Genomic DNA, 14,849 nt, shown 5'->3' with positions numbered 1-14,849 from the left:
TATGTCAGCGCCGGTAGTTTGCAAAGCCTGAATGACAACGAAGTGGGGTTAGGCCAGGGGATTGCTGATGCGCTTGGCGTCAGTGTCGGCCAGCAGGTGCAGCTGATGTTACCCAAGCTGACCGACGATGGCCGCCTGGCCAGCCATGCCAGCAGCAGTTTAACGGTCAGTGCCATAGTTGCAGTTGGTGGCCAGCTTGATTACAGCCAGATTTGGCTAAACCTGCCAACGCTGGCCAGGCTGTTGGATTTTGCCCCCGACAGCATTCAGGGCTTTGCATTTCGCATTAATGATATTTTTGCTGCGCCGCAGTTGGCGCGTGAACTTGGCCGCCTATCGGAAGATTATGTCTATCTGCTGGACTGGTTTCGCAGCCAGGGCCATGTCTATCAGGATATTCAAATGGTGCGCGGCATTTTATATCTGGTGCTGGCACTGGTCATCGCCGTGGCTTGTTTTAATATCGTCGCCACGCTAGTGATGGCGGTACGGGAAAAAGAGGGTGATATCGCCATTTTACTGACCATGGGCATTTCGCCGGCCAGTATTATTGCTACCTTTATGTGGTTGGGCTGGCTTAACGGCCTGATTGGCAGTGTAACAGGGGCTATCGTTGGTGTGCTTTTAGCCAGTTATATAGAGCCGTTATTTGCTGCAGTCACTAAACTGCTGGGTCACTCCTTGCTCGACCCTAGTATTTACTTTATCGACTTTGTACCTTCATTATTACGCTGGCAGGATGTGGGTTTTACGCTTACGGTAGCGCTGCTAATGAGTTTGCTGTCGACGCTTTACCCAGCCTGGCGCGCCAGCAAGGTGCAACCGGCGCGTATCTTAGGCCAACGTTAGCGTTTGTAGGTTAGCGCTACTGCTTGTCGTCAGGCGTTTTATGATGCCTGCGCTTTAATGCGCGCAGTAACTGCGATTTTCTGACCGAGATGCGCCAGAGCCAGTCAATCACAAAATAGCCGACGATTGCCGAGCAGATCCCCATTAAAAAACAACCGGTCAGAAAGGGTTTGCCAATGGTGGTAATGCTGTGCTGTAACCAGGCCCAACTGGCTTCAAAGGCAAAAGGCTCCATCGGTGTGCGCAGCGTTACCGTACCCACCAGATAAGCGATGTAGAATAATATTGGCATGGTTAGCGGATTGGTGATCCACACCAGCGCTACCGACAATGGCAGATTTACCCGCATGGGTATAGCCACTGCCGCCGATGCTACCATCTGAAAGGGGATTGGCATCCAGGCAAAAAACAATCCGACAGCAAAAGCACCGCGCGCCGAGCGGCGGTTTAAATGCCACAAATTACCATCATGCAATAACGAGCCGAAGATCTTTAACAGCTTCTGCTGCTTGATTTTCTCCGGCGATGGTAGATATTTCTTAATAATGTTCTTTGGCATTACAACCTATTCACAAAAAACAAACATGAAATCTTTTTGTTTCGGTGTGCTCGCTGGTTGCCTATTGTCATTATTTTTGCCAATAGTGCCACCTTTTTTCGCAGTATTTTTGCTGCTGGCCGCCTTTTTCATGTTGTTGTGGTGGCGTTGTGCTTTTTTGGCCGGCATGCTGGCATTTCTTATCAGCTGGGCCTGGCAGTATCATAGCTATCTGCAAGCGCAGCAACAACTGTTCAGCCAACAAGCACCCTTAACCGGTTTCATCGTCGGGACTGTGCAGCAGCATGCTGAGTATAGCCAATTTAAACTGCAGTTAGATAGCGGTGCCGGGCGTGGTTATCAGCTGAATTTAAACTGGAGCTATCCGCCGCAAGCGCTAAAGAGCGGCCAGCACTGGCAGCTTAGCGCCAGGCTTAGGCCGGTGGCTGGGGTGGCTAACCCTGCCGGGCCAAACCGGGAAGCGATGGCATTGGTTAGCGGCGTACTGGCGCAGGGCAGTGTAACAGACGCCGCAGAGCCTGTGCTGTTAGGAGAATATTCCAGCTTACGCCAGCGTATTCTGGCCCAGGTTACTGAGGCTACCCAGGCGTTGTCATCGGCACCTTTATTGCTGGCACTGACATTGGGCGAGCGGCAGTTTACTGATCAGCTCTGGCTGGGGTTGCAACAGTCTGGTCTGGCGCATTTAGTGGCTATTTCCGGTTTGCACATTGGCCTGGTGTTTGGCTGGAGCTTGTTAGTCTTCAGGCTGTTACCGCTGCCACTTTCGTTATTACGCTGGCAGCGGCCGCTCTCGCTGCTGGGGGCGTTAGCGGCAGCTTTGCTGTATGCCTGGTTAGCCGGTTTTGCCATCCCTACTGTGCGGGCGGCGGTGGCGCTGGCGCTGTTGGTGCTAAGTTTACTGCTCAGGCGTAGTTTAAGCTATAGCCATTACTGGCTGCTACTGTGTGCTTTGCTGTTACTGGCGCAGCCTTTTTGGGCGCTGAGTAAAAGCTTCTGGTTATCCATACTGGCGGTAGCGGTTATTTTCTTTTTACTCTGGCTGCAGAGCGCTCATGCCAGCAACTGGCGGCAACGGCTGTGGTTTTTGTTGCGCTTTCATCTTAACCTGACTGTGTTTATGACGCTGCTGAGTTTGTTAATGTTTGGCGGTAGTGCCACCTTGTCATTGTTGTCTAACCTGCTGTTTGTGCCCTGGTGCAGCCTGTTGGCCATTCCGCTGTTACTGCTGTGTTTGCTGGCAGAACTTAGCGGTATTCCCGGCCGGCAGTGGCTGTGGCTGGCTTGCGATGGCGTGTTCTCGCCACTGCTTTGGTATCTGAACTGGTGCGCGAATATGCCGGCCTGGTGGGCAGTGCCAGACTTACCCATTGCTGTGGTGGTAGTACTGGCGCTGTTGTTGTCAGCCTTGTATTTACAGCAAAAACGCTGGCTGTACAGCCTGGTTGTGCTAAGCGCGCTGCCGCTGCTGCTGGTGTTTAGCCGGCAGGCACCCTGGCAGCTGCATCTGATTGACGTTGGACAGGGCCTGGCAGTGTTGTTGCAGCACAATGAGCGCGGCCTGTTATATGATGCCGGGCCGCGTTATGCCAGCCATAGTGCGACAGCCGCGCAGGTGCTGCCTTATTTGCGCAGTCAGGGCATAAAACAGCTGGACTATCTGATGTTAAGCCATGATGACAGCGATCATACCGGCGATTGGGCGCTGTTGAAGCGCCATTATCCCAAGCTGCAGGTGTTTAGCGATATCAAGCACAGTGATATAAACGCAACTTGTCAGCAACTGCCCGCCCAATACGGCGCCGCCAGACTGACTATGCTGGATACCGGCGGCCAGCATAGCAGCAAGAATGACCGCTCCTGTGTGCTGCTGATAGAGCTGTATCAGTGGCGCATTTTGCTGCCGGGTGATATCGGTGCCGGCGTTGAGCGGCAACTGCTGGCACGTTACCCGACACTCAGAGCCGAGGTATTGGTGCTGTCGCATCACGGCAGTAACAGCTCCAGCGATTATGCGTTTTTGCACCAGCTTGCGCCCATCTGGGCGTTAAACAGTGCCAGTTTGTATAACCGGCATCAGCACCCGGCTTACCCGGTGCGTCAACGGTTAGCGCAGCTTGGCATACCGCTGGTGAATACTGCGCAAAGCGGTGCTATCCGGCTGACAATCACTGAGCCAATGCTGCAGCTGGAGCAGTATCGCGCGCAAAGAATACCCTATTGGCTACAAAAGCCGGTTGGAAATGCTGAAACCTTGGCCGCAACACGCTAGAATAGCCGGCATCTTTGCCAGCAGGATTTTATTTTGACATCACAGGTTAGCAACCCCGTCGCTGTGTATAAGCGCTTGTTACAATACGCCAAACCGTACCGGGCCGGTTTTATCGTTGCCATTGTCGGTATGATTGGCTATGCCCTGGTTGATGCGGCTTTTATCTCGATGATCCAGCCCTTTATCGACCATGGTATTCAGGACAAAGATACCGAGTTTCTAAAATACGCACCGCTGGTGGTTATCCTGATGTTTATACTGCGCGGTGCCAGCCATTTTATAGCTACCTACTGTATCAGCTGGGTTGGTGGTCACATTGTTAAAGATATCCGTCAGCAGTTATTCAGCCATATTTTGCGTTTACCGGTTAGTTTTCACGATCAGCACTCTACCGGCGAGTTAATCTCAAAAATTACCTATGACGTCGAGCAGGTGAAGCAATCATTAACCAAGGCGCTGATCGTGCTGGTGCGAGAAGGCGCTTTTGTCATTGGTTTAATAGCGGTGATGTTTTACCACAGCTGGCAGCTGTCGCTGATTTTCTTTCTGATAGCCCCTGTCATAGCACTGATTGTCAGCTTTGTTTCTAAACGCTTTCGCCAGCTTAGCCGGCGTATTCAGCAGGCAATGGGCGGGGTAACCACCTCATCAGAGCAAATGCTGAACGGCCATAAAGTGATTTTGGCCTTTGGCGGCCAGGCCCTGGAAGATCAGCGTTTTGCTACGGTGAATAATAATACCCGTACTCAGGGCATAAAAATGGATGCGGCGCAGGCGATAAGCTCGGGCATTATTCAGCTGATTGCCTCTTTTGCCCTGGCCTTTGTAATTTATATGGCCAGCTCGCCAGAGATGCTAAACCAGCTCAGTGCCGGCAGTTTCTCGGCCATAGTCACGTCTATGGTGGTGCTGTTAAAACCGTTAAAGCAGCTGACCACAGTAAACAGTGATTTTCAGCGCGGTATTGCAGCAGCGTCGAGTATTTTTCAGGTATTGGATCAGCAACCCGAGCAGGATAGCGGCACTTTAAGCTTGGCGCGCGCCAGCGGTGATATTCGGTTTGAACAGGTGAGCTTTCGTTATCCAGGCCACGAGCAGCAAGTGTTGTCCGATATCAGCTTTAGTGTAAAGCCGGGTGAGACCGTGGCGCTGGTAGGGCGTTCCGGCAGTGGGAAAACCACTATTTCCAGCCTGATCCCGCGTTTTTACCCGGTAACGGATGGCCGTATTTTACTGGATGGTCACGATATCAATGACTACCAGTTGGCGCAGCTCAGGGCGCAAATCGCTGTGGTATCCCAGCATGTCACCCTGTTTAATGACAGCATCGCCAACAATATTTGCTACGGTATGACACACAGTGTCAGCAAAGCGCAGCTGATGGCGGTGGCTGAAAAAGCCCATGTGCTGGAGTTTGCCGAAAAGCTGCCACAGGGGCTTGATACGATAGTGGGGGAAAACGGTGTGAGTTTATCCGGCGGTCAGCGCCAGCGCATCGCTATCGCCAGAGCTTTGCTGCGTGAAGCACCGATACTGATTTTAGATGAGGCCACATCGGCGCTGGATACTGAGTCTGAGCGTAAAATTCAGGCTGCACTGAATACCCTGCTGCAAGGCCGTACCAGCATTGTCATTGCCCACCGGTTATCCACCATTGAAAACGCCGACAGCATTATTGTGATGGATCATGGCCGTATTCTTGAGCAAGGCGACCATGCCAGTTTACTGGCAAAAAATGGCGCCTATGCCCAGTTATATAAACTGCAATTTGGCGAGCAGCAGTGAGCCAGCGCAGCGATTTTATTGAGCGGATCTGGTATCAGGGCTATAAGGGCTATGGCGCCTATTACCTGCTGCTGCCGCTAAGTGTGCTGTTTGCACTTATCAGTGCACTGCGCCGCTTAATGTTTCGTTTTGGGGTGCTTACAGCAAAAAAACTGCCGGTGCCGGTTATCGTGGTAGGCAATATCAGCGTTGGCGGTACCGGTAAAACGCCTTTTACGCTGGCACTGTGTAAATTGCTGCAGCAACAAGGCTATACACCGGGCATTATCAGCCGTGGCTATGGTGCCGACATTAAAGCGCCACTGTTGGTGACGGCGGGCGCCAGTGCAGCCGAAGTGGGTGATGAGCCATTAATGCTGTACCAGCAAACTGGTTGCCCGGTGGTGGTGTGCCCCGACAGAGTCGCGGCAGGTTATTTTTTACTGGCGCAAACGCCGTGCGATATTATTATCAGCGACGATGGTTTACAGCATTATCGCCTGGCGCGCGATCTGGAGATTATTCTGCTCGATGGCTGCCGTGGCTTAGGTAATGGCCAACTGCTGCCTGCCGGGCCATTGCGCGAAGGGCCCTGGCGGTTAAAAACCGCGGATCTGGTGGTGGCAAACAGCCAAATGCTACCGCAAGCTCACGGCCTGATGCAGCTTGTGCCTGGTAAGGCAAAAGCCTTATGCGGCGATACGGAGCTCTCGTCCTGTGCTGTGTCGCTGGTGGCTGCTATTGGCAACCCGGCACGCTTTGCCCGCACGGCACAGCAAGCCGGCTTTACTATCGGCAGCGAACATTATTTTGCTGATCATCATCAGTTTGTCGCGGCGGATTTTGCCAATATTACCGGCCCGGTGCTGATGACTGAAAAAGATGCGGTAAAGTGTCGCCCCTTTGCCGGCACCGACTGGTTTAGCCTCGGCGTACAAGCCAGGCTGGAGCAGCCGCTTGAAGCTAAACTTACAACCCTGATAACCCGTCTGCGGAGCAGCTATGGCGCTTAAACTTGCATTAACCGAAATTCTGGCCTGTCCACTGTGTAAAGGCAAACTTGACTACGATCAGGCGCAGCAGCAACTTATTTGCCGCTTTGACCGTCTGGCTTACCCCATTCGTGACAATATTCCGGTACTGCTGGCAGATGAAGCGCGTGAACTGAGCCTGGAAGAGGTAGAGCAATGGCGTTCGTAGTGGTTATTCCGGCGCGCTATGCCAGCAGCCGGTTACCGGGCAAGCCACTGGCTGATATTGGCGGCAAAAGCATGGTTGAGCGTGTTTATCAGCAGGCGCTGCAAAGCGGTGCCAGCCGCATAGTGGTGGCAACCGATGATGAGCGGGTAGCCGCCGTGGTCGACGGTTTTGGCGGTGAAGTCTGTATGACACGGCCAGAGCATAACTCGGGTACTGAGCGCCTGGCCGAGGTGATCAGCAAGCTGGTGTTGCCTGCTGAGACGGTGGTGGTAAATGTGCAGGGCGATGAGCCTTTTATTCCGCCGCTAATTATCCGCCAGGTCGCGCAAAATCTGGCGGCGCAGCAAAAAGCCCGTATGGCAACGTTGGCGGTGCCGCTCACAGATAGCAGTGAAATCAGTAACCCGAATATTGTCAAAGTGGTCAGTGATAAAGACGGTTATGCGCTGTATTTTAGCCGCAGCGTGATCCCGTTCGACCGTGACGGCAAGTTCCAGCAGCAACTGGCGCAGCATTACCGCCGCCATATTGGTATTTACGCTTACCGTGCCGGTTTTATTCAGCAATATGTCAGCTGGCCAGCCTCTACGCTGGAGCAAATTGAAAGCCTGGAGCAGCTGCGCGTGCTGTGGCAGGGCGAGGCTATTCATGTTGATACAGCGCTGCAAACGCCGCCAGTGGGTGTTGATACCCCGGACGATCTGGCACATGCCCGCCGCTATGCCGCCACATTAAGCTAAATGAAGCCACCTTTTACCTTACTGGATGAACAAGCCGGTTTTGTCGTGCTGGACAAAGCGGCCGGCGTCAGTTTTCACTCTGATGATGGCGCCGGCCTGGTGGTGCAGGCCGCTCAGCAGCTAGGCTATCCGCTTTATCCGGTGCACCGGCTGGATAAAGTAACCTCCGGTATTATTGTACTGGCGCGAAGCGCCTTGGTTGCCGCCGAGCTGACTGCGCTGTTTAGCGCGCATCAGGTTGAAAAGTATTACCTGGCGTTAGCCCAGGGCAAACCCCATAAAAAGCAGGGTTGGGTTAAAGGCGATATGACCGCGGCACGGCGTGGCAGCTGGAAGCTGCTTAGCAGCCAGCATAACCCTGCTGTTACGTACTTTATCAGCCAGGGCTATAGCGATTTGCCGTTTCGCGCCTTTTTGGTGAAACCCTACAGCGGTAAAACCCACCAGATCCGGGTGGCGCTGAAAAGCCAGGGCGCGGCTATTTTGGGCGACAGCCAGTATCAGGGCAGTGCAGCCGACCGGGTGTATCTGCATGCTTATGCGCTGCGGTTTTATTTGTCCGGTCAGTGCTACAGCTATGTGCGCCTGCCCGGGCAAGGCGTACATTTTCAGCAGTTGCTGGCAAGCGGCCTGCCACAAGACTGGTCAACGCCCTGGTTACTAAGTTGGCCGGCTTACACCTTACCCCAGAAATTGAGTAATTAACCATGTCCGATTATCTGTTACGTTTTGCCGGTATTGGCCGCCTGTACGGCGCAGCAGCACTGGAAAAGTTTCGCCGCGCCCATGTCTGTGTGGTGGGCATTGGCGGGGTGGGCAGCTGGGCAGCCGAAGCGCTGGCACGCTCGGGGATAGGTGAAATTACCCTAATTGATTTGGACGATGTCTGTATCAGTAACGTCAACCGCCAACTGCATGCACTAAGCGATACAATAGGTCAGGACAAAGTGGCGGTGATGGCACAGCGTATTCTGGCGATAAACCCGGATTGTGTAGTGCATCAGGTCGAAGATTTTATCAGCAGTGACAACCTGCAAACATTGATTACACCGCAGCTGGATTATGTAGTGGATGCGATAGATTCTATTAAAGCCAAAGTAGCGCTGCTGGCACACTGTAAACGCAACAAAATTAAACTGATCAGTACCGGCGGCGCTGGCGGTCAGACCGATCCGACACAAATTCAGATTGCCGATTTAACCCAAACCATTAACGATCCTTTGCTCGCTAAAGTGCGCAACAGTTTACGCCGTGATTATCACTACAGCCGTAACCCGAAACGGCGTTTTGGCATTGAATGTGTGTATTCCACCGAGCAGCTGGTTTATCCGCAGCCGGATGGCCGTGTCTGTCAGCAAAAAACGGCTCAGGTTAACGCTGAGGGTGAGGTAAGCAGTATGCGGCTGGACTGCAGCGGCGGCTTTGGCGCGGTAACAGTGGTAACCGCCAGCTTTGGGCTGGCGGCGGTGTCCAGGGTATTAAAAAAGCTGGCTATGTAGCGCTGCTGCAGGCTTTAATGTGTGCAGCCATAGCGGTTAAACCATTACCACGAGACTGGCTTAAATAGGGTTTTAAGTTTAGCTCATCAAACTGCTGGCTTAAGTTAAACTTAGCCAGCTCGCTGCTGTTCATGCCATTGACCAGACACAGCATAATCGCCATTAAGCCTTTGACAATTCTGGCATCGCTGTCCAGCACAAAGAAGTGTTTATCCCGCTTCTTATCATGATAGTGCAACAGCCAGGCCCGGCTTTCACAGCCTTTTACCAGCAGCTCTTGCTGCTTCATTTTCTCTGGCAGCGGCGGCAGCTGTTTACCCAGCTGCATCAGAATACGGTACTTGGTTTGCCAGTCTTTTGCCTGTTTAATATCAGGCAATGCCTGTTGCTGTATCGCCTGCAATGCGATATCAGTATCTGCTAATAATTGTTCTAGGTTCATGCAGTTAAAATCTCCACGGCTTGCTCCAAGGCGAGCAGGCACTGGTTCACGTCGTCCAGCGTGTTATAGGCGGCAAAGGCAACACGTACCGCACCATTAAGCGCCAGATAATCAAACAACGGCATGGCACAGTGCTGTCCGGCGCGCACCGCCACCTGCTGCTGATTTAAAATATCTGCCACATCAGAGGGGTGTTCGCCGTCAACATTTAATGCCACTATGCCGGCATTATGCACAGGCATAGACAAAATTGCTACGCCTTTGATTTGACGCGCGCCCTGAAAGAAGGCGTTTAATAACAGCGATTTATGCTCAATTATTAGCTTGTTGTTATATTGTTGTAACCAGTTAATGGCGGCGGCCAGGCCGATAACGCCGGCTATGTTGGGTGTACCGGCTTCCAACCGGAAGGGTAAATTGTTAAAGGTTGTGTTAACAAAGCTGACACTATCAATCATTTCACCGCCGCCACACAGTGGGGTGAGCTGTTCCAGCCACTGTGTTTTACCATACAGCACGCCAACGCCGGTCGGGCCGTACAGTTTGTGGCCGGAAAACACATAAAAGTCGCAGTCTAGCTGGCGCATATCGGGCTGCTGATACACCACGCCCTGAGCACCATCGACAACGGTAATGGCACCGGCCGCTTTGGCCAGCGCCACCATTTGTTGTACCGGCTGAATATGGCCCAGCACATTAGAAATATGGCTAAAACTGACCAGTTTGGGTTTAAGCGCCAGCAACTGCTGATAAGCGTTAAGATCTAGCTGTCGGTCAGCGGTCAGTGGCACTACATCAATAATGACGCCATAACGCTGACAATGCAGCTGCCAGGGCACGATATTGGCGTGATGCTCCAGTTGTGTCAGTAAAATGCGGTCACCCGGCTTAAGCACGGTATGCATCAGGCCAAATGCCAGCTGATTTAAGCCGGCAGTGGCGCCGCTGGTAAAGATAACTTCATGGACATACTGTGCCTTTATGTAGTGGGCAATAGTTTGTCTTGCCTGTTCAAATTGTGCTGTCGCCTGCTGGCTTAGCTGATGCGCACCGCGATGCACATTACTGTTGTCTTGCTGATAAAACCTGCTGACGGCTTCTGTGACCGCGTCGGGCTTCTGCATAGTGGCGGCGTTGTCCAGATACACCCAATCTGGGTGGTGGTGAAAAAAAGCAAACTGGCGGCGAAACGAGCTAACATCAAACATGGTAAAAAGCGCAACGGTTTAGGCGTGGTGGCGCGATTTTGCCTGCTTTTACCTACTGGCGCAAATGTGCTGTTTAACGGCTAACGTAAAACAGGCAATAAAAAAGCGGCCACAGCCGCTTTTTCAGTATGACTTTGTCAGTATCAGGCTTAACGCTTATTCAGCGGGGTAAAATCACGCGTGGTATAGCCGGTGTACAGCTGACGCGGACGGCCGATTTTATGGCCTTTTTCGCTTAGCATTTCATCCCAGTGAGAGATCCAGCCAACAGTACGCGACATGGCAAAAATCACCGTGAACATACTGGTTGGAATACCAATGGCTTTTAAGATAATGCCAGAGTAGAAATCAACATTCGGGTACAGTTTCTTCTCGATGAAGTAGGGGTCTGACAGCGCGATACGCTCCAGCTCCATGGCCACATCCAGCAGTGGATCTTTAATGTTCAGCTCTTGCAGCACTTCATGGCAGGTTTCACGCATTACCTTGGCCCGTGGGTCAAAGTTTTTGTAGACGCGATGACCAAAACCCATTAAGCGGAAGCTGTCGTTCTTATCTTTAGCACGGGCGACAAATTCCGGAATACGGTCTACAGTACCAATCTGTTGTAACATTTTTAAGCAAGCTTCATTGGCGCCACCATGTGCCGGGCCCCACAGTGACGCAACACCGGCCGCAATACAGGCATAAGGGTTAGCACCAGATGAACCGGCTAAACGCACGGTAGAGGTTGAGGCGTTTTGCTCGTGGTCGGCGTGCAGCATAAAGATGCGGTCCATCGCCTTGGCCAGGATTGGGCTTACCTTATACTCTTCTGCTGGTACAGAGAACATCATATGCAGGAAGTTTTCAGCGTAGCTCAAGTCGTTACGCGGATAAACAAACGGCTGGCCAACAGTGTACTTATATGCCATTGCCGCCAGGGTAGGCAGCTTGGCAATTAAGCGGTGCGCACTGCGCTTACGCTGCATTGGGTCGTTGATATCTAAATCTGAGTGGTAGAACGACGACATAGCGCCGACCACACCACACAGCATCGCCATTGGGTGCGCATCAACGCGGAAACCCTGGAAGAAGGCAGCGATTTTCTCGTGCACCATGGTATGGCGGGTAATGGTGTTTTTAAACTGATTGTATTGCTCAGCCTGTGGTAATTCACCTTCTAATAACAGGTAGCACAGCTCCAGGTAGTCCGAATGTTCTGCCAGCTGCTCGATAGGGTAGCCACGGTGCAACAGCACGCCGTTATCGCCATCGATATAGGTAATTTTAGATTCACATGAACCGGTAGACATAAAACCCGGATCGAATGTGAAATAACCATGCTGACCCAAGGCGCGAACATCAATTACGTCAGTGCCGGCAGTGCCAGAGTAAATTGGCAACTCGAACGATTTCCCATCGACCTGCACGACGGCCTTTTTATCTGCCATTGGATTTCTCCTGTTGTTGTAGTATCGGGTTAAAGGAATTTAGCAAATTGGCCGCTATTCTACCTACAAACGACCCTATAAAGTCAATTTTAATGCGTTTGTGCTTAATAAGTATTCGACTCTAGTATTATTGCCGTTGCTCGCAAACTGTGTAATTTTGCGCTTACGGATTTTTTCAGCCAAAACCAAACAAAAATTGTAATAGCGAGACGCGAAATATATACTATTGCGGTTTTTAAACAGTTCACCCAGCAAGCACTTTTTGCTTACCTGGCCGCACTGATCCAGCTTGAGCGATAGGGTGTAAAAGTGTTGGGTGTTGACTGTTTATACAGCAATGACAACGACAATGACAACAAGAGCTCGATTATGGGCATCGATGGGCAAGCACTGTGAAAAAACAAAGACCAGTAAATCTCGACCTCTCTACCATATCGTTTCCGGCACCTGCCATAGCGTCAATCCTGCATCGGGTTACCGGCGTAGCATTGTTTTTCGCACTGATATTCGTCATCTGGGCCTGGGCCTACTCGTTACAGGACCAGCAAAGCTTTGACTATGTTAAAGCGCTGATGACATCACATCTGGCGAAATTCATTGCCTGGGGCACTATCACAGTACTTATTTACCATCTGGTGGGCGGTATCCGTCACCTGATTATGGACATGGGACACTGGGAAGAGCTGAAATCCGGTAATTTAAGCGCCAAACTGGCGATCGCACTGTGGGTAGTATTAGCAGTAGTAGCAGGAGTATGGTTATGGTTCTAAATCAGGCAAGCCTGAAACGCGATGGTGTGCAGGATTATGTATCACTGCGGGCAACAGCCATAGTGCTGGCGCTGTACAGTGTGTTTATTTTAGGTTTCTTCATTATTACACCGGAAGTTACCTTTGAGGTTTGGCAGGCGCTGTTTGCCAATACGCTGGTTAAAGTATTTACCTTGTTAGCCCTAGTCTCTATTGCCGTGCACACCCGCATCGGTTTATGGCAGGTGCTGACTGATTATATTAAATCAGCTGCACTGCGTGCCGTATTGCAATTCTTCCTGTATGCGCTGGCGTTTGCCTATGTTGCCGTTGGCCTGTTTGTTTTGTGGGGTGCTTAAGTGACTATTCCAGTAAGAGAATTTGACGCCATTGTGATTGGTGCTGGTGGTGCTGGCATGCGTGCTGCACTGCAAATTACGCAGTCTGGTTTAAGCTGCGCCTTATTATCTAAAGTATTTCCAACCCGTTCTCACACTGTATCTGCACAAGGCGGTATTACCGTTGCGCTGGGCAACAGCCATGAAGATAACTGGGAATGGCACATGTTCGATACCGTTAAAGGCTCTGATTACATCGGTGACCAGGACGCGATCGAATACATGTGTAAAACCGGCCCTGAAGCCATTACTGAGCTGGAAAATATGGGTTTACCGTTTTCACGCTTTGAAAACGGCCGTGTTTATCAGCGTCCGTTTGGTGGCCAGTCGAAAAACTTCGGTGGCGAGCAAGCCGCCCGTACTGCAGCGGCAGCTGACCGTACCGGCCACGCTCTGCTGCATTTGCTGTATCAGCAAAACGTAAAAAATAAAACCCAGGTGTTTTCTGAGTGGTACGCGCTGGATCTGGTGAAAAACCAGGATGGCGCTGTAGTAGGTTGTACAGCGATTGATATCGAAACCGGCGAAATTGTTTACTTCAAAGCTAAAGCGACGGTATTAGCTACCGGTGGTGCAGGCCGTATTTATGCCTCTACCACTAACGCGCACATTAACACCGGTGACGGTGTCGGTATGGCGCTGCGTGCCGGTGTGCCACTGCAAGATATGGAAATGTGGCAATTCCACCCAACCGGTATTGCCGGTGCCGGCACGCTGGTCACCGAAGGCTGCCGCGGTGAAGGTGGTTACTTACTGAATAAAGACGGCGAGCGCTTTATGGAGCGGTATGCGCCTAATGCGAAAGACTTAGCCGGCCGTGACGTGGTAGCCCGCGCCATGATGACGGAGATCCGTGAAGGCCGCGGTTGTGATGGCCCATGGGGCGTGCACATTAAACTTAAACTGGATCACTTAGGTGAAGAGGTTTTAGAAAGCCGTCTGCCAGGTATTTGTGAGCTGTCACGTACCTTTGCCCACGTTGACCCGGTAAAAGAACCTATTCCGGTGATTCCTACCTGTCACTACATGATGGGCGGTATTCCAACCAACGTGAATGGTCAGGTTATCGCGCCCAAAGCTGATGGCTCAGAAGCCATAGTACCGGGTTTATTCGCCTGTGGTGAGATTGCTTGCGTATCGGTACATGGTGCTAACCGCTTAGGCGGTAACTCATTGTTAGACTTAGTCGTATTTGGTCGCGCTACCGGTTTACATTTAGGTGAAGCGCTGGCTGCTACCTCAGAAGGCCGTGCTGCCAGCCAGTCAGATCTGGACGCAGCGCTTGCGCGTACCCGTCGCTGGGAAGACAGCAAGCCAGGCCAGGGTGAAGACCCGGTGCAAATCAAGAAAGATCTGCAAAACTGCATGCAGCTTAACTTCTCGGTATTCCGTGAAGGCCAGGCGATGGCAGATGGCTTAGCCCAGTTAAAAGAAATTCGTGAACGGTTAAAGTATGCCCGTCTGGATGATAAGAGCTCAGATTTTAATACCCAGCGTATTGAATGTCTGGAGCTGGACAACCTGATGGAAACCGCATTCTCTACTGCCGTTGCGGCCAACTTCCGTACTGAGAGCCGCGGTGCTCATGCCCGTTTTGACTTCCCTGAGCGTGATGACGAAAACTGGCTGTGTCACAGCGTTTACACGCCGGACACCGAGTCGATGTTTAAGCGTAAAGTGAATTTAGAACCTAAATTCCGTGAAGCTTTCCCACCGAAAGCGCGTAAGTATTAAGA

Annotated in this window: 15 protein-coding genes; 11 read left to right on the top strand and 4 right to left on the bottom strand. The window is 51.7% G+C overall.

Features of this window, described 5'->3' with window-relative positions:
* Positions 1 to 849 (top strand): FtsX-like permease family protein (locus RNAN_RS14520; protein ID WP_040552244.1); only part of this gene is annotated, 849 nt, incomplete at its 5' end.
* Between the two features lie 16 nt (positions 850 to 865).
* On the opposite strand, the gene RNAN_RS14515 is transcribed toward RNAN_RS14520, so the two are convergent.
* Positions 866 to 1,408, bottom strand: a complete 543-nt coding sequence (locus RNAN_RS14515) for a DUF2062 domain-containing protein (RefSeq protein ID WP_008223126.1) — start codon at positions 1,406 to 1,408, stop codon at positions 866 to 868.
* Between the two features lie 64 nt (positions 1,409 to 1,472).
* Here RNAN_RS14515 and RNAN_RS14510 point away from each other — a divergent pair, with 64 nt between their 5' ends.
* The 7 genes from RNAN_RS14510 to tcdA are packed head-to-tail and all read left to right on the top strand — an operon-like array spanning position 1,473 to position 8,883.
* Positions 1,473 to 3,680: a DNA internalization-related competence protein ComEC/Rec2 gene (locus tag RNAN_RS14510; RefSeq protein WP_158467516.1), complete on the top strand. Its 2,208-nt coding sequence runs from the start codon at positions 1,473 to 1,475 to the stop codon at positions 3,678 to 3,680.
* A 33-nt stretch (positions 3,681 to 3,713) separates the two neighbouring features.
* Positions 3,714 to 5,465, top strand: a complete 1,752-nt coding sequence (msbA, locus tag RNAN_RS14505; protein WP_040552242.1) for a lipid A export permease/ATP-binding protein MsbA — start codon at positions 3,714 to 3,716, stop codon at positions 5,463 to 5,465.
* Positions 5,462 to 6,457, top strand: coding sequence for a tetraacyldisaccharide 4'-kinase (lpxK, locus tag RNAN_RS14500; protein WP_008223119.1), 996 nt, complete (start codon positions 5,462 to 5,464; stop codon positions 6,455 to 6,457). Before msbA ends, lpxK begins: the two co-directional genes overlap by 4 nt.
* A complete protein-coding gene (locus RNAN_RS14495) occupies positions 6,447 to 6,644 on the top strand; it encodes a Trm112 family protein (RefSeq protein ID WP_008223117.1) in 198 nt (65 codons plus the stop codon). The genes lpxK and RNAN_RS14495 overlap by 11 nt, the downstream gene beginning before the upstream one ends.
* A complete protein-coding gene (gene kdsB / locus RNAN_RS14490) occupies positions 6,632 to 7,384 on the top strand; it encodes a 3-deoxy-manno-octulosonate cytidylyltransferase (RefSeq protein ID WP_008223115.1) in 753 nt (250 codons plus the stop codon). The genes RNAN_RS14495 and kdsB overlap by 13 nt, the downstream gene beginning before the upstream one ends.
* Positions 7,385 to 8,089, top strand: a complete 705-nt coding sequence (locus RNAN_RS14485) for a pseudouridine synthase (RefSeq protein ID WP_008223114.1) — start codon at positions 7,385 to 7,387, stop codon at positions 8,087 to 8,089.
* A gap of 2 nt (positions 8,090 to 8,091) precedes the next feature.
* On the top strand, positions 8,092 to 8,883 hold the full coding sequence (tcdA, locus tag RNAN_RS14480; protein WP_008223112.1) for a tRNA cyclic N6-threonylcarbamoyladenosine(37) synthase TcdA: 792 nt from the start codon (positions 8,092 to 8,094) through the stop codon (positions 8,881 to 8,883).
* Here the strand turns inward: tcdA and RNAN_RS14475 are convergent.
* The 3 genes from RNAN_RS14475 to RNAN_RS14465 form a co-directional block, all read right to left on the bottom strand.
* Positions 8,876 to 9,325 (bottom strand): SufE family protein, encoded by a 450-nt coding sequence (locus tag RNAN_RS14475; protein WP_008223110.1) that lies wholly within the window; start codon positions 9,323 to 9,325, stop codon positions 8,876 to 8,878. The genes tcdA and RNAN_RS14475 overlap by 8 nt on opposite strands.
* On the bottom strand, positions 9,322 to 10,533 hold the full coding sequence (locus RNAN_RS14470; RefSeq protein WP_008223109.1) for an aminotransferase class V-fold PLP-dependent enzyme: 1,212 nt from the start codon (positions 10,531 to 10,533) through the stop codon (positions 9,322 to 9,324). Before RNAN_RS14470 ends, RNAN_RS14475 begins: the two co-directional genes overlap by 4 nt.
* Before the next feature lie 149 nt (positions 10,534 to 10,682).
* Positions 10,683 to 11,966 (bottom strand): citrate synthase, encoded by a 1,284-nt coding sequence (locus RNAN_RS14465; protein ID WP_008223107.1) that lies wholly within the window; start codon positions 11,964 to 11,966, stop codon positions 10,683 to 10,685.
* Positions 11,967 to 12,358: 392 nt separating this feature from the next.
* On the opposite strand from RNAN_RS14465, the gene sdhC reads away from it, so the two are divergent.
* The 3 genes from sdhC to sdhA are packed head-to-tail and all read left to right on the top strand — an operon-like array spanning position 12,359 to position 14,847.
* Positions 12,359 to 12,736, top strand: coding sequence for a succinate dehydrogenase, cytochrome b556 subunit (gene sdhC / locus RNAN_RS14455; RefSeq protein WP_081502307.1), 378 nt, complete (start codon positions 12,359 to 12,361; stop codon positions 12,734 to 12,736).
* Entirely contained in the window at positions 12,727 to 13,074 is a 348-nt protein-coding gene (sdhD, locus tag RNAN_RS14450) for a succinate dehydrogenase, hydrophobic membrane anchor protein (protein ID WP_008223105.1), read from the top strand. Before sdhC ends, sdhD begins: the two co-directional genes overlap by 10 nt.
* Complete coding sequence (gene sdhA / locus RNAN_RS14445; RefSeq protein ID WP_008223102.1) at positions 13,075 to 14,847, top strand: succinate dehydrogenase flavoprotein subunit; 1,773 nt, start codon at positions 13,075 to 13,077, stop codon at positions 14,845 to 14,847. It begins immediately after the preceding gene.
* The last annotated feature ends 2 nt before the right edge of the window (positions 14,848 to 14,849 follow it).

The organism is Rheinheimera nanhaiensis E407-8, from assembly GCF_000296695.1.
In the GTDB taxonomy this organism is placed as follows: Bacteria; Pseudomonadota; Gammaproteobacteria; order Enterobacterales; family Alteromonadaceae; genus Alishewanella; species Alishewanella nanhaiensis.
Note: the sequence above shows the minus strand (reverse complement) of the source record. Positions and strands in the feature narration are given on the sequence as shown.

Bases quoted from the DNA above. Each gene is read 5' to 3' on its own strand.
- RNAN_RS14515 (WP_008223126.1), bottom strand. From the start codon at position 1,408: ATGCCAAAGAACATTATTAAGAAATATCTACCATCGCCGGAGAAAATC.
- RNAN_RS14495 (WP_008223117.1), top strand. From the start codon at position 6,447: ATGGCGCTTAAACTTGCATTAACCGAAATTCTGGCCTGTCCACTGTGT.
- kdsB (WP_008223115.1), top strand. From the start codon at position 6,632: ATGGCGTTCGTAGTGGTTATTCCGGCGCGCTATGCCAGCAGCCGGTTA.
- RNAN_RS14485 (WP_008223114.1), top strand. From the start codon at position 7,385: ATGAAGCCACCTTTTACCTTACTGGATGAACAAGCCGGTTTTGTCGTG.
- tcdA (WP_008223112.1), top strand. From the start codon at position 8,092: ATGTCCGATTATCTGTTACGTTTTGCCGGTATTGGCCGCCTGTACGGC.
- RNAN_RS14475 (WP_008223110.1), bottom strand. From the start codon at position 9,325: ATGAACCTAGAACAATTATTAGCAGATACTGATATCGCATTGCAGGCG.
- RNAN_RS14470 (WP_008223109.1), bottom strand. From the start codon at position 10,533: ATGTTTGATGTTAGCTCGTTTCGCCGCCAGTTTGCTTTTTTTCACCAC.
- RNAN_RS14465 (WP_008223107.1), bottom strand. From the start codon at position 11,966: ATGGCAGATAAAAAGGCCGTCGTGCAGGTCGATGGGAAATCGTTCGAG.
- sdhD (WP_008223105.1), top strand. From the start codon at position 12,727: ATGGTTCTAAATCAGGCAAGCCTGAAACGCGATGGTGTGCAGGATTAT.